Genomic DNA, 17,500 nt, shown 5'->3' with positions numbered 1-17,500 from the left:
AACACTTGTTCTAAGGTATGTCAAGATGGAGCGAATACCCGACCGTGCCTCACCACGGCCGGGAAGTTGTTGGCAGAATTCGGTGCATGTCGAACAGAATCAATATTTCGTCCGGTTCCGAATGGGAACCCAAGATCGGTTACTCCCGTGCCGTGCGCATCGGTAACCAGATCGCAGTCTCCGGCACCACCGCTCCTGGTGAGACCCTCACAGATCAGACCCGCGCAGCGCTCGAAACGATCAAGGCAGCACTGGTCGAGGCCGGCGCCTCGCTCGACGACGTCATCCGCACTCGCATGTACCTGCGCGACATGACGCAGTGGGAGCAGGCCGCTCTCGCGCACGGTGAAGTGTTCGGCGAGATTCGTCCCGCCACGACCATCCTCGAGGTCAGCTCGCTGATCGACCCCGCTCTGCTCATCGAGATCGAGGCCGACGCGGTCCTCAGCTGATCGCCAATCCGGACGTTTGTGACAGTGGGCGCCTAGTCTGAGCCGATGAAACCGATGCGGCTGTATCCGTTGACGCTCGCGCTCGGCATCACCCTCACTTTCCTCTCGCCCGGCTCTGCACTCGCAGAACCGGGCGAGAGTCTTTCGACGGCTTGCGGCAGCCCGCTGAGCAATGCCGAGGTCGATAGGATTGCCGAACTCAGCGACGTCACGACACTGACCGGCGGCGGGCTACCTCGCCTCGAGACCGCTGTCGAACGTCATCGTGAGATCACGTCGATCCTCGTCTCCCACCACGATTGGCGAGGCCTGTTCTCCGTCGGCCTCGACGCTGTCGAACACGAGGCGGTGATGCCGCTGCAGCGAGACCCCGCGGCCTTCGACGATGACGAGTGGGCCCATTCGGTCAGCTACGAATTGCTGCGAAGGTACCTGGTGAACGTCCATGCGGAGTTCACCGGCACTCCCACAGATCCGGCGTGGAACAACTACTTCACCCTGACGCGTCAGTGCGACGCCAGTCCGGCACGAGTCGCCATGGCCGGCTACAACGCGCATCTCACCGTCGACCTCGCTCACGCCGTCGCCACGTCCGGAACCACCGCAGAGGATGTCCCCGATTTCTACAAGATCGTCGATTCCATTGCCGTCAAGGGTGGTTCGATCGTGACGCTCACCAAGGCCGAGTACGACGCCGATCTCGGGCCCCTCTGGCGCTTCTACTTCGTCGGCGAAGGACTCGACCGATTGGCCGGAAACTCGCAGCCCTCGGAACTGTTGCTCCGCGCCGCCGACAGCGGATACAACACCATCACGCTGGCCAACGGGTTCGCCCTCCAGAATCCGCAGACACGTCCCGGCGCAGAACAGGAGATCGACGCGCTCTGGCGTACTACAGATTCCGCTCTCGACATACTCTCGCGACTCGGCGGTCTCTGACATCTCACCCTCCGCTGCCTGAAACGGACACACCTGAGACAATGACCCCATGACGGGGCACTCGGCAGGGCAAGGCATGCAGAGTCCCGCCATGCGCCGGGTACGAGACCTGTTGCGCGGACCCGCAATTGTCTGCAGCGAACAGGCCACCATCCGCGAGGCCGCGAAGTTGATGACCGACGCGGGCCGCCGCGCTGTCGTGATCCCGACGGCTACAACCGGTTTCGGAATCTTCACCGAAGGTGACCTACGTGCTCGCGTGGTAGTCGGTGGTATCGACAGCAGTCAGCCGGTATCAACGGTGATGACGCCGTCAGCAGTGACAGTCGATCCGGATCGATTGGGCGCCGACGCCGTGACCGACATGCTCGAGTACGGATTGCGCCATCTCCCGGTCGTGACCGAGGCAGGCGCACTGATGGGTGTGCTCGAACTCAGCGACCTCCTGACTTCGGCCACCAATCAGGGTTTCGAACTGCGCGCAGCGCTCGCCACAGCACAGGATGACGCCCACCTCGTCGAAACAGCCCGCGCGGTCCCTGTTCTGGTGACGGAATTGGTGGCGTCACGGGTCTCTCCGCTCGACATCGGCGCGACGCTGGCCGTGCTGATCGACGTGACGGTCAGGCGAGCCATCGAATTGGTGGTGGGCGGAGATGAGCGACCGGATTTCGCGTGGCTGTCGCTCGGCAGCGTCGCCAGACGTGAAGCGCTCCCCTCTTCGGATATCGACAGTGCGCTGGTGTGGGGCGGCGAATCTCATCACGAGGGAGCCGACGCCGCGAAGACGATCCACGACATCCTCGATCTCTGCGGGTTCCCTCGCGACACCAAGAACGCCGTCGCGACCCAGGCCAGGTTCGCTCGGACGCTCCCACAATGGCGCACTGCGCTGCGGAAATGGGTATCCAATCCGTACCAGGACCAGGCCCTGGTCATGTTGTCGATGCTGGCGGATGCCCGCGTCGTCGCGGGCGATCCGGCGTTGGATCCTCGCCCTGCGGCGTTGGATCAACTGCGACTGCACCCGGCCGTCATGCGACTGCTCCTTCGCGAAGCCGTCGGAGACAAGGCAAAGCTCCATTCGTTCAAGGACGTGATGACGCGTCGGACCGGAACCGTCGACCTCAAAGCCAGCGCCGTCCAACCGATCGTGAACATCGCTCGTTGGGCGGGGATTTCCGTGGGCGCCCGCACGAGTTCGACACTCGAACGCCTCAAGGCTGCAGCGGGAAGCGGTTTCCTACTCGACGACGACGCCCAGGTACTGATCGAATCTTTCGAGGTGTTGCAGCAGATTCGTGTCCGCCACCAGACCGATCAGTTCGCGGCAGGTCGGCCACCGACCGACGAAGTCGTGATCTCCGAACTCACTCCGCTCTCGCGGAGCTTGCTGAGCAATGCAGTGCGCGAGGTCGCAGGTGTGCAACGACGACTCGAATATGCCGCGTCCGCGTCGGCGCTACCCGACATCGACCCGTGAATCGCACTGCGCTCGAACAGGTTCTAGCGGCAGAGCGCCTCGAAGGCTGGGATCCGAGTAACGAGCAGATCGCGGAACTCGAGGCCGTCATGATCGGGATGCTCTCTCGGCGTGAGTATTTCGAGCAGGAATTGGCGCGAGCCGTCGGCCTCTCGTCTGCGATTCCCCCGCGGATCCGCTGGCGACGATCAGCGCCGTACGTCTATCGCGGTACATCGGTTCTCGAGAACAATTTCGACGTACGAGATCCCGCCGCACTGCAATCACTCGAGTTCGCGGCGACCGCGCTTCGTCTGGGTGAGGCGCATCTCGGCAGCGACCTCGTACCGCACACGCGAGACACAGCCGAACTTCTCCTACTTCACCAGCACGTTTTCCAAGATCTGTACCAGTGGGCCGGACACATCAGAACCGTCGACATCAGGAAAGGTGCGGCAACGTTTGCTCCGGTCTCGGCGATTCGGAACTACCTGTCCGAGGTCGAAGAGATCATCGCCGCCGTCGATTGGGTAGCACTCGATCACGGCGCTGCGTCGTTCGCGCTCGCATCGGTGTACTCGACGCTCAATCATGTCCACCCGTTTCGGGAAGGAAACGGGCGAACCGGAACCCTCTTCCTGCACCGACTCGCCGCCGACACCCGGTATCAGCTCGACTTGTCGCGGGTGAGCAGAACCGAGTGGGTATCCGCGTCGAGGGATTCTGCGCCTTTCCGGCCCACCGGAACCCCGTCACCCCGCCCGTTCATCGATCTGTTCAATCGCGCGCTGACTCGCTGACGAGCCCAGTTAACGGAGCGCCGCTTTGCACTATCACCACAAGCATCCCGTCATCCGAACCGGACTCGTGGATCTCGCCAGGGCTCCACAACACTGCCTCGCCTGACGCCATCGAGACCCGTCGACCGTCGTCTTCGGCTACCCAGCCCGAGCCGTCCACGACGACGTACAGCTGCCAGAGGTTCGCAGAGTGCTTCCCCAACAGGCTGTTCGGCCGACACCACGCGAAGTGACTCCTGAATTCTCCACCGTCCACCGAACGGGCGAGCTGCATCATGGTGATGTTCCGGCTGCCGTACTCGTCCGCGTCCAGGCTTCCTTGGGGCAGTGTCACGAATCGCATGGCTGAGTGTCGCCCACGTCGTCGACCAGCGCAACGACCAAAGATGTCCGCCGGTGGGGACTGAACACCTTTACTGCTGAGTGAGCACCGCTTCCGACACTCTGGAAGCGGTGCTCACTCGAGGAAAAGGGTGCTCACTCGACCATCAACCGGGCAGCGCGAACTCTCCTGCGTCGGACCAGCGCTGACGCTCGGCCCCGAACGCGACGGACTGCATCGCGCGGAACTCCTCGATCGAGCGCGAGTTCGACGCGAGGAACTCCTGATGCTCGGCCAGCGAGAAGCTGCCGTCCTCGATCTCGACGCCCCCGCCGCGGCCGGCGGCGGTGTCCGCGCGCAGATCCATCAACTCTTCCGGCTCGACGGGGTACCAGGAGATCCGGTCGAAGAATCGCAGCAACCACGGAGTGCCCTCCTCGAACGGCCCGGACTTCGCGGGGTGGCGGTGATTCCATACCTGCGTCGTACGTCCGACGAACTGGTACCCGCCCGGGCCTTCCATGCCGTAGATGCAGAGGTACGCCCCACCGATCCCGACGGCGTTTTCCGGGGTCCAGGTGCGGGCGGGGTTGTACTTGGTCGTGACAAGGCGATGACGTGGGTCGAGCGGCGTCGCGACCGGCGCTCCGAGGTAGACGTCACCGAGTCCGAGCACCATGTATTCGGCGCCGAAGACGGTGTCGAACACGTCGTTCACGGATTCGAGACCGTTCATCCGGCGGATGAACTCGATGTTCCACGGGCACCACGGCGCGTCGGCGCGAACCCCGTGCATGTACCGCTGGATCGCTTCGCGCGTAGCCGGGTCGTCCCACGACAGTGGCATCCGCACAGTGCGACTGGGCACAACGAGTTCGTTGGCCGCCGGCAAGGTGTCCTCCGCCTCGGCGAGCATTCCCATCAGTTTGCCGACGGGCAGCACGTCCGGGTCGACGCGGACCTGCAGGCTGCGGATTCCCGGGGTGAGATCGAGTAGTCCGGCCGGCTTCTCGGCGTCGAGTCGCTGATGCAGTGCATGAGCACGCGCACGTAACGCCAGGTCGAGATTCATGTCGCCGTATTCGACCAACACGTTGTCATCGCCTGAGCGCCGGTACGTGACCACGGTGTCGCCGTCACGACGGGCTATGACGCCGTCGTCGCCGTCACCACCGGAGGAATGAACAACCGAATTGGAGGCTCGACGCGATACTCCGAGGTCACGCCGGGAGGCTGCCCGTTCGGCGCGGACCGGCACGAAGCGAATCTTGTTCCCTGGAGCCAACTGTCCGAGCTTCCAGCGATCAGCGGACACCACTGTGATCGGGCAGACGAAGCCGCCGAGGCTCGGTCCGTCTGGTCCGAGGAGGATGGGCGTGTCGCCGGTGAAGTCGAGTGCACCGATCGAATACGCGTTGTCGTGGATGTTCGAAGGGTGAAGTCCGGCTTCGCCGCCGGTGGTTCTGGCCCAGTCTGGTTTCGGACCTATCAACCGGACACCGGTGCGGTCGGAGTTGAAGTGGACCTCGTACTCGGTCGCGTACAGCGTGTCGATGTCGGAGCGGGTGAAGAACTCCGGCGCCCCGTGCGGGCCCTCGGTCACCGCAAGTTCCCAGCACGTGTGTATCGCCGGAACATGCTCGGCGGGAACAGCTCCCGCGACCCCGGTCGCCTGTCCGAGTTTTAGAACGTCTCCTGCCCGCAGAGTCCTACCTTCGTGTCCCCCGAACCTGCCCAGGGTGAAGGTTGACGCACTGCCGAGATAGTCGTCGGTCTCGATTCCGCCCTGTACGAGTACGTAGATGCGCAGTCCCGGGCCGCTGACCGTTCCGACGTCGAGCACCGATCCAGCGGGGACGAGAACGGGACGCCACTGACCGTGTACGACGCCGTCGACGGTCACCGACACCGGGGCACCTGTGATGCAGACCGTGGTGTCTTCGTCGAACGTCATGGCAGGTCCGGCCATCGCGCATTCGATGCCGGGGGCGCCTTCGGGGTTTCCGAGTGCGGTGTTTCCCAACCGAAACGACAGGTCGTCCATCGGGCCCGATGGTGGGACTCCGATCTGCCAGTATCCGACGCGTCCTGGATAGTCCTGAACCGTCGTCAGCATTCCGGGACGCACGATGGTCAGTTTTGCGTTCATTCGTCTGCTCCCGGCCGTGTGACGATCATGCGGACGGCCGTGGGATCGAAGCCGTTGCACGGGTTGTTGATCTGCGGGCAGTTGGACACGAGGACGAGCACGTCACGTTCGGCACGCAACGCGAGCCGCTTGCCTGGTGCCGACAGTCCGTCGACGATTCCGAGTGTGCCGTCGGGGTCGACCGGGACGTTCATGAAGAAGTTGATGTTGGACACCAGGTCCCGCTTACCGAGCCCCCATTTTGCGCCCTCGACGAGGAAGTTCTCGACGCACGCGTGCTGATGCTTGGTGTGGTGTCCGTATCGCAGGGTGTTCGATTCCTGTGAGCACGCGCCGCCGACGGTGTCGTGGTTTCCGACCTCGTCTGCGACCAGGGTCATGAGTGGAGTTCCGTCGTCACTGCGGAGCACGGAGCCTGTGGACAGAAACAGGTTCTTCTGGGCTGTGACCGTCGCTGCTGCCGAGTACCGAACGCTGTGATCGTCACCGGCGTAGACGAGGGTGTCGACGGCTTGATTTCCGTGTAGATCGACGATGGTCAGAACGTCACCGGCACGGACAACTGCGGACCACGGCCCGAATGCGTCAGCAATCTCGTCGAGGATCACCGTTCCGGGAACGAGGGCGGGGACATCCAAGGTGGTGGTCATGCGATCTCCTCCAGGTTCGAAGCCGTCCAGGCACCTTCGGTATTGAGCACTGCGCGTTGGTATTCCGGCCCGAGATCGTCAAGGCTGCCGAGTTCGTCGGCGGCCTTCCACGCGAGCACTTCGAGGGACGTGGTGGGAAACTGCGGCGCCGGATCGAGTGGGTGCGCGGTGTTGGCGATCATCACGATGACGGGCAGGTGAATCAGAAGGTCGACCGTTGCGCCTGAGCCGGCGGACCCCGTACTGGTGAGAGCGCCGTCCGCCTCGACGCGGACACCGTGGAAGAAGGACAACGGCGGCGCTATGTCCTGCGGCCCGAGTCCGTTCTTCGCGGCAGCGACGGTGAACAGTTCACGACCGGCGGGTGAGGCACTGTGCAGCGAACCCTGCCCGTACTTCGCCTCGTTGGTGGCGCGTGACGTCGTTCCGCAGAACGCGTCGTGGTGACCCGACGTGTCTGCGACCACGGTCGCAAGTACTCGCCCCTGATCGGAGAGCAACGGGTGCCCGACGCCGAGATAGGCCTGCCATGGCACCTTGACGGTATCGGCGACGTTGAGACGCTCCCAGGGGGCGTCGGCGCGATAGAGCAAGATGTTTGCGCAGGCGCTGCCAGCGATGTCGCGAAGTCGCAATCGGGTTCCACGTGCGAGAACCTTGGTCGTGTACCGCCCACCCGGCACGGTCTCAGCCCAGGTCAGACGTTCGGGCGCGACGTCTTCGGGTGGGTTCGGCCAACGCGTTGCCGGCAATACGGGCATGGAATCGGTGATCGTTCCAGCTTGGGACCGGGCATGCTCGCGCGCTCCGGCGGTGGTCTGAGTACTCATGGTCAGGCTCCGATCGTGACGGGATTCGGGGTGGCGCGGCCACGTGGGAAGCAAGCGACTCCCAGCCCCACGACCAGCGCTACCGTGATGGGCGCGGCCCACTGCAGAATGGGGTACTCCCCGGTGGGGTTGAAGATCTCGGCTCGTGGCCAGGACAGGTTGATCACCATCAGCGCGCCGTACACAACCGCGGCGATGTTGACCGGAACTCCCCAGATGCCCAGGGAGAAAAGCTTTTTGCCTTCGGCGTCGAACTTGGGGCCGACTGCCGTGCGAGGCCATCCCTTGAGACGCTGAACCAGCAGCGGCACGGTCACCATGAGGTAGGCCAAGTAGATCAAGATGATGCATACGCTGGACAGGGTTGCAAAAATTGCCGAGTTGCCCACGTTGACGGCCAGGACGGCAATGCAGACCAGACCGATGAGGACGGACGGCGCGATAGGTGTTCCGGTGCGGGGGTTGACCTTTGCCAGTACCTGCGAGGCAGGAAGCCGCCCGTCGCGGGCCATCGAGAACATCAGCCGTGAAGCAGCAGTCTGAATGGCCAAGGTGCACACGAACACTGCGATCGAGACGTCGATCAACAAGACCGTGCCCCACGGGGAACTGAGAATCGATGTCAGTACGTACGGCAAACCTTCCGTGGCCAGGCGTCCGTCGGTGAGTGAGGGCGCTGCCATCAACGCGCCGAGGATCATCAAGCCGCCGCCGAGCGCGGAAGCGGACAGTGCAAGCCGGATCGTACGAGGTGCGACGCGTCGGGGGTTGCGGGTCTCCTCGGCCAGTTCGCCTGCCGAACCGAAGCCGACCATGACGTAGGCAGCCATCAGTCCGGACATGATCCACGCCCAGGCGTATCCGGGCTGACCACCGGCACTGCCGGTGTCGAAGACGACGTCCGGTCCGCGCTGAGCGTGGGTGAAGAACATCCCGATCACTGCGATGACACCGACGATTTCGCAGGTCACGCCGATGTTGTTGATACGCGACATCCAGTTGACGCCGATGCAGTTGATGAAGGTGGTCAGAACCAGAAGTACCGATCCGAGCAGCACGGCGTTGGCGGCACCACTCGATGAGGTGAGTGCGCTGTCCTCGCCGATGATCTGGAACCCGCTCCACACATTGGGGAGCACGACCTGCAAGGCGATCGCGGCGGCCGATGCAGTGACGATCTGAGCGAGAATCATGAACCAACCGGCGAACCAGCCGACGATCTCACCACCCATCCGCCGCGACCACTGGTAGATGGCACCCGAAATCGGATATCTGGCAGCAAGTTCCGCGAAGTTGAGAGCGACCATGAACTGACCGATGAAGACGACCGGCCACGTCCAGAAGAATGCCGGACCCGCGAAACCGAAACCGAGGCCGAACAATTGGAAGATCGTGGTGAGGATGGAGACGAAGGAGAAGCCCGCGGCGAAAGACGCGAACTTTCCCAGCGATCGATGCAGCTGCTGCTCGTAGCCGATTTCCGCGAGGTCACCGTCGTCGTGAGGCGAAGAGGCGAGTGCGGAAGCGGTGGTGGGCTGCGCAGCCGGGGTTGTTGCACTCAACGGCGTACTCCTTCGGCGAAGCGATTCAGAGGCGAATAACTGTCGATTGATAGTTTTCGCGAAATCCACTCGCCGCAGGTGACGCCCGCGTATACGATTCGCCTGATTCTGTAACAGGCTCGTTGAGTACGTTTCGAGCACGTGACCGAATGCTCACAGCGGCGGCCATCCCGCACGTAAGGCCGCAGCCTGCCACTATGGAAGGCGTGACCAACGCCGGCCCCGGAAGACCCCGCCTGACCGCTCGCCGACGCCCGGGTGGCACTGCCCGGGCGGAGATCTTGGATGCAGCCGCTGAACTGTTCACCATCCGAGGCTTCGCCGCGACGTCCACACGCCACATCGCCGAAGCAGTCGGAATGCGTCAGGCGTCGCTGTACAACCATTTCGCCACCAAGGACGACATTCTGGTTGCACTTCTCGCCGACACCGTGACGCCGGCGCTCGACTTCGCGGAGAATCTCAGGCCACTCGACACCGCACCCGAGGTCAAGCTGTACGCACTTTCGTACATCGACGCGGCACAACTGATCACCGGACGGTGGAACCTCGGCGTCCTTTATCTCTTACCGGAACTGAGAAGTGACAGGTTCATGTCGTTCCGAGCCGATCGCGATCGGCTTCGCGAGCAATACCGGGCACTCGCCCAGGATGTGCTCGACGCGATTGACGATCCATCATCAACGCACCTGGCCGAGCTTCCGTTTCGCCTGGTAGAAAGCGTGATCAGCGCGCGAGCCGACGCGCTCGAAGGCACCCCGATTCCCGACGCCGCTGTCATCGCCGGGTCGGCGCTGCACATTCTTGGGTGGCGCCAGGATCTTGACCCCATCCATACGGAAGCGGCAACGCTCATTGCGAACGCAGAAACGCCGAAATTGTCCGGGGCTGCATCAGCTCCGGACAATTTCGACGCATTGAGGACCTAAACGGCCACGAGACTAGACCGAGAGGGACTGTCCCGGGAAGATCAGGTTGATGTTCGGAACCTGGCTGGCAAGGTTCTCGAGCGAGATGCCGTGTGCAGCAGCGATCTTCGACAGGGTGTCGCCTGCCTTGACCACGTAGTTGCCGCTTCCGGTGCTTGCTGCCGGAGCCGACTCGACGGAAGCCTCAGCGGTAACGGGGGCGGCTGCGGCCTCGTAGTTGCCTGCGGTGGTGCCGGTGGTCAGGTACTGACCGCAGACGGGCCATGCGCCGACGCCCTGGCCTGCGAGAACGTTCTCGGCGACACGGATCTGCTCGGCCTGGCTGGCGTTGGCAGCGTTGCCCGATCCACCGAATGCGTTCCAGGTGCTCTGCGTGAACTGCAGACCACCGTAGAAGCCGTTTCCGGTGTTGGCGGCCCAGTTACCGGAGGACTCGCAGTTTGCGACTCCGGACCAGTCGTGGCCGGCTGCCGAAGCGGTGCCGGTGCTCATGGCGAGCGGGATCGCGACGACTGCGCCTGCGGTTGCAACTGCGCCGAGGGCGCGCTTGAAGGTGATGCTGGTCATTGGGTAAATCCTCTCCGCTACCGCGGACGAGGTCGGCCCGGACGCTTTCACGTCTCGTCGATCGACTCGTCTGTTTCACTCCTGCCCCGCGAAGGTTTCGGGAGTACCGGACCCGCGGGGCAGAAGCACGCAGTTGCGGGTCGGTGTTTGCCCGGTAGTTTCGGGCTGTCAACGACCGTAGGTGATGGTCACGGATTGGTCACGGGGCAGTTTTCCGGCACTGCTGTACCAGACTCAGTCGAAACTCGAGCAATAACCACAGGTCAACTAATTGATTCGAGCTTCAACCATACCGATCGTTATCCGTCCGTTATGTGGCAACCGTCACGGTGATTTTGTGACCCACCACACCGAAACAGGCCGTGTCGGACCGCCAACGAGGATCCTGGGGATGTTAAGAGATTCCTGGCAACGGGAAAAACCAACCGCCCCAATCATTATGGAGAATGGACTGGTGATCATCGCAGTAGAAGGACCCAGCGCCGCCGGCAAGACCACCTGGTGCCGAACCCAACTCGGTGGCGAATCCGCGGCGGAGAGATTCGTCGCCGAGTATCAGCCCACCGGGTTCGAGCCGGACGGTACGGATCTCGACCTTCAGGCAAGTTACTGGACAACGGTCAATTCGAAGCGATGGTCGCAAGCGGAAGATCTCGAAGCGAGAACCGGTATCGCGCTCTGCGACAGCGACCCGCTGAAACTGCACTACAGCTGGTGTCTCGCTGCGGTGGGCGCAGCACCTCGGGAGCGATTCGAGTACGAGCTCGCGGCAGTCGAGACAGCTTTCGAGCACCTCGAACTGGGTTTCGCGGATCTGACCGTCATCTCGATACCGTCACCGGAGCAGCTTCTACTTCAGCGCGAAGGAGACCCCAGCCGCCGACGACGGCATTTCGAGCTTCACGCGGCGCTCGCCGAGCCCCTCACCCACTGGTACTCGGCGGTGAACAGGGTAGATCCAGGTCGCGTTGTGTGGCGCTTTCCGACACAGCTCGATCTTTCGCGCTGTCCCCCGCCTCGATCGGATCGCAGCGATCCGGGCCTCCTTCGCGCGATGATCAACGAGCTGCCGCCTCTCCCCAGGTAGGGAGTGGCTGCTCGATCTCAGCGCGCTCGTTCGACCCTGGCCTCGTCCCACACCGGCGACTCGCTCTCGTACACGTTCCCGTCCGATCCGAAGACGAGGAACCTGTCGAACACGCGCGCGAACCAGCGATCGTGCGTGACCGAGATGACCGTGCCGGCAAACTGAGCAATGCCCTGCTCGAGCGCGTCAGCCGAATGAAGGTCAAGGTTGTCGGTCGGTTCGTCGAGCAACAACATCGTGGCGCCGGAGAGCTCGAGGAGCAGGATCTGCAATCGTGCCTGCTGACCGCCGGACAGGTCGTCGTACTTCTGTTCCGCAGCTTGGGACAATCCGTAACGGTCCAGCGCGCGGCTCGCCGCTTCGCGTCCCATTCCGCTGCGGTGTTCGTCGCCCATGTGCAGGATCTCGAGCAGCGTGTTTCCGGTCAGATCGGGCCTGGAGTGTGTCTGCGCAAACAATCCGGGACGTACCCGGGCACCCAGCGTCGCAGTACCCCCGTGCTCGACCGGCGCGATGTCGAGCGCCTCGACAGGCAGATGCTCGCTCCCCGGATCGGTCCCCCCACCCGCCAAGAGCCGAAGGAAATGCGACTTTCCGGATCCATTGGAGCCCAGCACGGCAACCCGATCTCCGTACCAGATCTCGGTGTCGAAAGGCTTCATCAATCCGGTCAGCTCGAGATCTTGACATACCAACGCGCGCTTGGCGGTTCGCCCGCCCGCCAGCCGAACCGTCACCTTCTGCTGAAGTGGAATCGCTTCGGGTGGCCCTGCCTCCTCGAACTTCGCCAACCTGGTTTGCGAGGCGTGATACCGCGCAGCGACGCCGTCGTTGAACTTGGCCTTTTCACGCAATCGCAGAACCAGGGCCCGTAATTTCGCGTGCTCCTCGTCCCAGCGTCGGCGCAGTTCTTCGAATCGAGCGTTGCGATCCTCGCGGGCTTGGTGGTAGCTGGCCAGCCCAGCGCCGTGCGTCCACGACGTTGCGCCGCTGATTCCGGGCTCGAGCGTCACGATGTGGGTGGCCGCGTTGGCGATCAGTTCGCGGTCGTGGCTGACGAACAAAACCACTTTCGACGATTCCGAGATCGTCTTTTCCAGCCATCGCTTGCCCGGAACATCGAGGTAGTTGTCCGGCTCGTCCAGCAGGAGTGCGTCGTCGGGCCCAGCGAACAGTGCTTCGAGAACCAACCGTTTCTGCTCGCCACCACTGAGGGAGTTAGCCGCGCGCCACTTCGCACGGTCATAGGGAACACCGAGAGCCGCGGTAGTGACCTTGTCCCAGAAGTCTTCGGTCTCGTAGCCGCCCACGTCGGCCCAATCGGCCAGCGCATGCGAATACTTCATTTGAGTTGATTCCTCGTCGCGCTCGATCATCGCGTTTTCTGCCGTATCGAGCGCCAGTGCTGCGTCCCGGATCCGTGCCGGCGAGACGGACAACAGAAGATCGCGCACGGTGGACTCGTCGCGAACCTGGCCGACGAATTGCCGCATCACGCCCAGTGTTCCGGATCGAGTGACAGCGCCCTCGTCGGCGACGACGTCTCCGGCGACAATGCGGAGCAACGTCGTCTTACCAGTCCCGTTGGGGCCTATCAGTGCAGTTTTTGCACCGTTGCCGACCCGAAAGCTGACACCGCTGAGCAGTTGCCGACCATCAGGGAGAAAGTAGTCGACGTCGGCGATGTTGAGGTGGGTCACGCTGTCAAGAGAACCCTACCCACGGCGATCTGCCAAACCATTATTCCTGCCTTCGGTCTCGAGCTCACTACCGTCGTGGGATCGTCCGACCGCATCGAGCGCCGCCAGATATCCGAAAACCATTGCGGGACCGATAGTTGCACCTGGACCGGCATAGGTATGACCCATCACCGGTGAGCTGGTGTTACCTGCTGCATAGAGCCCGTCGATGACCGAACCGTCGGCGCGCAACGCTCGCGCGCGAGCGTCCGTGTTGATGCCGCCTTTGGTCCCCAGGTCTCCAGGCACCATCTTCGCGGCATAGAACGGACCCTTCGTGAGTTCTCCGAGGCTGGGGTTGGGCTTGTTGGTGCAGTCGCCGTAGTAGTGGTCGTATCTGCTTGTCCCACGGCCGAAGTCGCGATCGACTCCGTCGCGCGCGTGACTGTTGAATCGTGTGATGGTCGCGGACAGCGCATCGCCCGGCACTCCGATCTCGGCAGCGAGTTCGGCAATCGATCCAGCTCGCACGATCGCACCCGATTCGATCCACGACCGAGGTATCGGCCTGCGCGCCGGAACCCCCGCGAACAGGTAACGGTCACGGTACGTCTGATCGAAGATCAGCCAAGCCGGGATGTTCTCAGCGGGTCCTTCACCTCGGCCGTACTTTCCGCCGAACATGGCGTGTGCCGCTTCGACATAGGGAAGTGACTCGTTCATGAAGCGCTGACCGCTGGCGTTGACCATGAGGCTGCGAGGCAACGAGCGTTCCGCCAAGGCGAACCACGGGCCTTTGGGCAGTGGAATCGACGGGGCCCACCACGCGTCGTCCATGTACGAAATCGCGGCGTCGACGCGTAGAGCTGCACGGATACCGTCCCCGGTATTGGTCGGTGCCCCGAGAGTCCACTGCGCGCTACTCGGCCGGCGCTGGTACTCGCCTCGCATGTCGTCGTTGTTGTCGAACCCGCCACACGCGAGGATGACACCGCGTCGAGCGTGCATGGTGGTCTGCACTCCCCCGGACTCGAGTCGCACACCCACGACACGATCACTGTCGGTCACCAAATCCACAAGCCTCGTCCCGAGCTCCACCGTCACTCCGGCGTCCCGAACTCCGAGCATCAGTTCGGCCATGAGCGCCGGCCCGAGCCCGATCAGCTTCTTCCTCCGAGCTCTTGCGGCCAGGGATCTCATTCCTACCCGAAGCATCCGCACCGGACCCCGCCAATGCCGGATCCCCGTGCTCAGCCAACGGTAATCAGATTGTTGGACAACCATGTTGAGCGGAACCTTCATGTACGGCGGATGAAGTGTCGCAAGATCGTCGCCCAGAGCTCGCGCGTCGAACGGGCGCGGCTCGCACGAGCGGCCGCTTGCACGTCCGCCAGGTGCCTCGGGAAAGTAGTCGGAGTACCCCTTCACCCATTCGAGCTCCAACGCAGAGTGACGAATCAGGAAATCGAGGGCTTCCGGACCCCGATCGATATACGTGTCGATTCGGTCGGCGTCTGCATCCTCTCCGACAATGCTCTTCAGATATGTTCGCGCAGAGTCGATATCATCTGTCGGTGCCTCGCGGCGAAGTATCGAGTTTCCCGGAATCCACACGCCGCCCCCGGACCGGGACGACGAACCGCCCCAGTATTCGGACTTCTCCACGAGTATCGTCGAGAGTCCGTTGCGGGCTGCGGTGATGGCTGCAGACATGCCGGCAGCCCCCGATCCGACAACAACGACATCCACTACGGGCGGCACGGCGCCCTGAGGGTTCTCGTCCATCACTGGTCACGACCTTTCGTGTCATCTTCGTCCTGCGTGTGCCACCGGGATCCTCGAACAGCGTCGAGCGCCCCCTCGACGCACACGGGAAGTGATGCCCCGCGCTTGTGAGGGTTACGTATCCATTGCCGATAACCGAACTCCGCCGCCGCCAACATCAAATGAACGAGAAGTCCTGGGCGGCTGTCGTTTTCCGGATCGAGTTGCATACGTTGCGCCACCAACTCGACCAACCGATCACGATGCTCGGGCGCGATCAGAGCGACACGATCCATCAGGTGCGGCGCGGTACGGAACGCCGATCGCCACTGATCGATCTCCGCGGACTCGAAAGCATTGGAACGCTCGAGGATTGCCCGTGATATCGCAAGATCAGCCGACTCGGCCGGTGGGCGATCCTCGAGCAACGTCACGATTCCGGCACCGCCCTGCCTGACCGGATCCAACAGCAGATCCTCCTTGTTACGAACGTGCCGAAAGTACGTACTCGCCGACACCCCCGCTGCCGCCGCAATCTGCTCGGTGGTCACGTCCTCGAAACCGTCACGCGCGAACAGATCGAATGCCGCACGTTGAATGTCTGCTCGCACCTGCAACCGCTGTCTCTCCCGTAGTGACATCAGCAACGTCCTCCCGCCTCGGCCGAGATCCGGCCGTTCTCGATAATGCGAGTCTCACCTATTGTGACAGTCACTGTCAATATCCAATTCTCTGTCAGATATCAGCAGACCCGGGCATTTCGTTGACAGGGCATTCGATGCCACGACAAGCTTCGAAGATGAAACGATGGGGACCGAATCGAGACGTTTCTCCAAGAATTTGTCGATGCGGGGCTTCAAGGCGCGGTCACCGAAGCGTATTTCGGTGGTCCACTCTGGCGCATGACCCTGCTCGCCCGTTTCGACGACCGAGCCCTCGGCCCCGACAGCGCCGTCATCTATCGAAATCGAACAGTGCTTCTCGTTCGGACCAAGTGGGAAAGATCATCGAGCAAGAGGACTACTACGAGGACACCGCCAGAATCGGTGACTTCGACAGGCGGCTCCGCGAAATCGAAGCCGGACGAGCCTGTGGCACAGTCGTGGAATGACAGACGTCAGGATTGACCGCCACCGAATGCTGTCGGCGTTCCTGTCTTCCCAGAACGATGTCGAACTGGCCCGACTGGTCGACACCGTTCAAATCTCGAGTGTCGGTGTAGGTGGCGCCGCAGGAGTGATCAGGGTCTATGACAACAGGCTCAACGGCGTTCCGGTATTCACCAAACGCATCCCACTGAGCGTGCGGGAAATCGCCGAGGTGGGCTCTACTTCCAACCATTTCGATCTGCCGACGTTCTGCCAGTACGGCATTGGTGGCCCAAGCTTCAACGCCTGGCGAGAACTGGCCGCGAACATCGTGGTCACCGATGCCGTTCTGGCCGGCGAAACACAGTCGTTCCCAATGCTTTACCACTGGCGGATACTTCCCGGACGTTCGCCCGTTGCGGCCGAACACGCCGACATCGATTCCGTTCACACCGCCGGCGCCAGCCGTGAAGTGCGGACCCGTCTCGAAGCGCTTGCCGCTGCGCCGTGCAGCCTCGTACTGTTCTGCGAGTACATCGAACACCCGATCTCGAATTGGCTGGAAGACAACCCGTCCGCCAAAGCTGCCGAAGTCGAGCGACAGTTTTCGGAGATCGTGGCATTCTTGCGCGATCGACAGTTGCTGCACATGGACGGACATTTCGGCAACATGCGCACCGACATGGAGCGGATCTATCTCACCGACTTCGGACTGGCCACATCCCCACACTTCGACCTGTCGACTGCCGAGCACGACTTCGTCCGGCGCCACGCCACTCATGACGCCGACTACGCCGCCATGCTTCTGGTCAACTGGCTGGTGACCGAGGTCTGCGGGGTACCGAGGCCGACGAGCGGCGGACCAGTCGCCCGCAACCAGTACGTACGACGATGCGCCACAGGTCATATTCCAGGTGATGTGACACCAGAGGTGGCCGCGATCGTGACACGGCACGCGCCCGTCGCTGCGAGGATGAACGACTTCTACTGGCGATTGTTCGACGGCGACTTCGATGCGCCCTACCCGCATGCCGCGCCAGTTCCGACTTCCGGTCGAGCACAGGGTTTTCCCTGAACTGCCGTATTCACATCTCAGGGTTCATGTCATCCTCGGGACCGATGTGCTGGTCAGTGCCGGTAGGGCACAGTTCTCCTCATGATTGAACTGAGGGGATTGACCAAGGTTTACGGACCGACGAAAGCGGTGGACGATTTGTCGT

16 protein-coding genes are annotated in these 17,500 nt (G+C 62.6%); 7 read left to right on the top strand and 9 right to left on the bottom strand.

The genetic code is table 11. The annotated features are described in order from the left end of the window. The first annotated feature begins 86 nt into the window (after positions 1-86). Genes P3G66_RS16980 through P3G66_RS16965 form a run of 4 tightly spaced genes read left to right on the top strand, consistent with a single transcriptional unit; the run spans position 87 to position 3,653 of the window. Complete coding sequence (locus P3G66_RS16980) at positions 87-452, top strand: RidA family protein (protein ID WP_007728089.1); 366 nt, start codon at positions 87-89, stop codon at positions 450-452. 54 nt (positions 453-506) lie between these two features. Continuing rightward, positions 507-1,391, top strand: coding sequence for a DUF5995 family protein (locus tag P3G66_RS16975; RefSeq protein ID WP_346349160.1), 885 nt, complete (start codon positions 507-509; stop codon positions 1,389-1,391). A gap of 49 nt (positions 1,392-1,440) precedes the next feature. Then, entirely contained in the window at positions 1,441-2,874 is a 1,434-nt protein-coding gene (locus P3G66_RS16970; RefSeq protein WP_003944791.1) for a putative nucleotidyltransferase substrate binding domain-containing protein, read from the top strand. Beyond that, positions 2,871-3,653 carry a Fic family protein gene (locus P3G66_RS16965; protein WP_276116907.1) on the top strand — a complete coding sequence of 261 codons (783 nt, stop codon included), beginning with the start codon at positions 2,871-2,873 and terminating at the stop codon, positions 3,651-3,653. The genes P3G66_RS16970 and P3G66_RS16965 overlap by 4 nt, the downstream gene beginning before the upstream one ends. On the opposite strand, the gene P3G66_RS16960 is transcribed toward P3G66_RS16965, so the two are convergent. The 5 genes from P3G66_RS16960 to P3G66_RS16940 all read right to left on the bottom strand — a co-directional run bounded on the left by P3G66_RS16960 (position 3,631) and on the right by P3G66_RS16940 (position 9,082). After that, a complete protein-coding gene (locus tag P3G66_RS16960; protein WP_276116906.1) occupies positions 3,631-3,996 on the bottom strand; it encodes an AraC family ligand binding domain-containing protein in 366 nt (121 codons plus the stop codon). The genes P3G66_RS16965 and P3G66_RS16960 overlap by 23 nt on opposite strands. Before the next feature lie 145 nt (positions 3,997-4,141). Next, the gene (locus P3G66_RS16955) at positions 4,142-6,124 is read right to left on the bottom strand and encodes a 5-oxoprolinase/urea amidolyase family protein (RefSeq protein ID WP_276116905.1); all 1,983 of its coding nucleotides are present in this window, start codon (positions 6,122-6,124) and stop codon (positions 4,142-4,144) included. After that, positions 6,121-6,774, bottom strand: coding sequence for an urea amidolyase associated protein UAAP2 (locus P3G66_RS16950; RefSeq protein WP_007728099.1), 654 nt, complete (start codon positions 6,772-6,774; stop codon positions 6,121-6,123). Before P3G66_RS16950 ends, P3G66_RS16955 begins: the two co-directional genes overlap by 4 nt. Beyond that, positions 6,771-7,604 carry an urea amidolyase associated protein UAAP1 gene (locus tag P3G66_RS16945; protein ID WP_007728101.1) on the bottom strand — a complete coding sequence of 278 codons (834 nt, stop codon included), beginning with the start codon at positions 7,602-7,604 and terminating at the stop codon, positions 6,771-6,773. The genes P3G66_RS16950 and P3G66_RS16945 overlap by 4 nt, the downstream gene beginning before the upstream one ends. Before the next feature lie 2 nt (positions 7,605-7,606). Continuing rightward, positions 7,607-9,082 (bottom strand): amino acid permease, encoded by a 1,476-nt coding sequence (locus P3G66_RS16940; RefSeq protein ID WP_276116974.1) that lies wholly within the window; start codon positions 9,080-9,082, stop codon positions 7,607-7,609. A gap of 281 nt (positions 9,083-9,363) precedes the next feature. Between P3G66_RS16940 and P3G66_RS16935 the strand changes: the two genes are divergently transcribed. Further along, positions 9,364-10,095 carry a TetR/AcrR family transcriptional regulator gene (locus tag P3G66_RS16935; protein WP_007728104.1) on the top strand — a complete coding sequence of 244 codons (732 nt, stop codon included), beginning with the start codon at positions 9,364-9,366 and terminating at the stop codon, positions 10,093-10,095. Positions 10,096-10,107: 12 nt separating this feature from the next. Here P3G66_RS16935 and P3G66_RS16930 read toward each other — a convergent pair whose 3' ends face one another. Continuing rightward, positions 10,108-10,662 carry a transglycosylase family protein gene (locus tag P3G66_RS16930; RefSeq protein WP_003944949.1) on the bottom strand — a complete coding sequence of 185 codons (555 nt, stop codon included), beginning with the start codon at positions 10,660-10,662 and terminating at the stop codon, positions 10,108-10,110. A 439-nt stretch (positions 10,663-11,101) separates the two neighbouring features. On the opposite strand from P3G66_RS16930, the gene P3G66_RS16925 reads away from it, so the two are divergent. Next, the gene (locus P3G66_RS16925; RefSeq protein ID WP_007728105.1) at positions 11,102-11,749 is read left to right on the top strand and encodes a hypothetical protein; all 648 of its coding nucleotides are present in this window, start codon (positions 11,102-11,104) and stop codon (positions 11,747-11,749) included. A 17-nt stretch (positions 11,750-11,766) separates the two neighbouring features. Here the strand turns inward: P3G66_RS16925 and P3G66_RS16920 are convergent, their stop codons facing one another. Genes P3G66_RS16920 through P3G66_RS16910 form a run of 3 tightly spaced genes read right to left on the bottom strand, consistent with a single transcriptional unit; the run spans position 11,767 to position 15,833 of the window. Further along, positions 11,767-13,449: an ATP-binding cassette domain-containing protein gene (locus P3G66_RS16920; RefSeq protein ID WP_276116902.1), complete on the bottom strand. Its 1,683-nt coding sequence runs from the start codon at positions 13,447-13,449 to the stop codon at positions 11,767-11,769. Positions 13,450-13,464: 15 nt separating this feature from the next. Next, positions 13,465-15,213, bottom strand: a complete 1,749-nt coding sequence (gene kstD / locus P3G66_RS16915) for a 3-oxosteroid 1-dehydrogenase (RefSeq protein WP_065455702.1) — start codon at positions 15,211-15,213, stop codon at positions 13,465-13,467. Then, a complete protein-coding gene (locus P3G66_RS16910; protein ID WP_054781208.1) occupies positions 15,213-15,833 on the bottom strand; it encodes a TetR/AcrR family transcriptional regulator in 621 nt (206 codons plus the stop codon). The genes kstD and P3G66_RS16910 overlap by 1 nt, the downstream gene beginning before the upstream one ends. Before the next feature lie 466 nt (positions 15,834-16,299). On the opposite strand from P3G66_RS16910, the gene P3G66_RS16905 reads away from it, so the two are divergent. Then, positions 16,300-17,355: a serine/threonine protein phosphatase gene (locus P3G66_RS16905; RefSeq protein ID WP_065455701.1), complete on the top strand. Its 1,056-nt coding sequence runs from the start codon at positions 16,300-16,302 to the stop codon at positions 17,353-17,355. Positions 17,356-17,500: the final 145 nt, after the last annotated feature.

The organism is Rhodococcus sp. C3V, from assembly GCF_029269915.1.
Lineage (GTDB): Bacteria > Actinomycetota > Actinomycetes > Mycobacteriales > Mycobacteriaceae > Rhodococcus_F > Rhodococcus_F qingshengii.
This window is presented reverse-complemented; position numbering and strand designations above follow the sequence as displayed.

Excerpts from the sequence above, each read along its gene's own strand:
- kstD (WP_065455702.1), bottom strand. The coding sequence starts at position 15,213 with ATGGACGAGAACCCTCAGGGCGCCGTGCCGCCCGTAGTGGATGTCGTT.
- P3G66_RS16945 (WP_007728101.1), bottom strand. The coding sequence starts at position 7,604 with ATGAGTACTCAGACCACCGCCGGAGCGCGCGAGCATGCCCGGTCCCAA.
- P3G66_RS16955 (WP_276116905.1), bottom strand. The coding sequence starts at position 6,124 with ATGAACGCAAAACTGACCATCGTGCGTCCCGGAATGCTGACGACGGTT.
- P3G66_RS16950 (WP_007728099.1), bottom strand. The coding sequence starts at position 6,774 with ATGACCACCACCTTGGATGTCCCCGCCCTCGTTCCCGGAACGGTGATC.
- P3G66_RS16910 (WP_054781208.1), bottom strand. The coding sequence starts at position 15,833 with ATGTCACTACGGGAGAGACAGCGGTTGCAGGTGCGAGCAGACATTCAA.
- P3G66_RS16905 (WP_065455701.1), top strand. The coding sequence starts at position 16,300 with ATGACAGACGTCAGGATTGACCGCCACCGAATGCTGTCGGCGTTCCTG.
- P3G66_RS16935 (WP_007728104.1), top strand. The coding sequence starts at position 9,364 with ATGGAAGGCGTGACCAACGCCGGCCCCGGAAGACCCCGCCTGACCGCT.
- P3G66_RS16960 (WP_276116906.1), bottom strand. The coding sequence starts at position 3,996 with ATGCGATTCGTGACACTGCCCCAAGGAAGCCTGGACGCGGACGAGTAC.
- P3G66_RS16970 (WP_003944791.1), top strand. The coding sequence starts at position 1,441 with ATGACGGGGCACTCGGCAGGGCAAGGCATGCAGAGTCCCGCCATGCGC.
- P3G66_RS16975 (WP_346349160.1), top strand. The coding sequence starts at position 507 with ATGCGGCTGTATCCGTTGACGCTCGCGCTCGGCATCACCCTCACTTTC.
- P3G66_RS16980 (WP_007728089.1), top strand. The coding sequence starts at position 87 with ATGTCGAACAGAATCAATATTTCGTCCGGTTCCGAATGGGAACCCAAG.
- P3G66_RS16925 (WP_007728105.1), top strand. The coding sequence starts at position 11,102 with ATGGAGAATGGACTGGTGATCATCGCAGTAGAAGGACCCAGCGCCGCC.
- P3G66_RS16930 (WP_003944949.1), bottom strand. The coding sequence starts at position 10,662 with ATGACCAGCATCACCTTCAAGCGCGCCCTCGGCGCAGTTGCAACCGCA.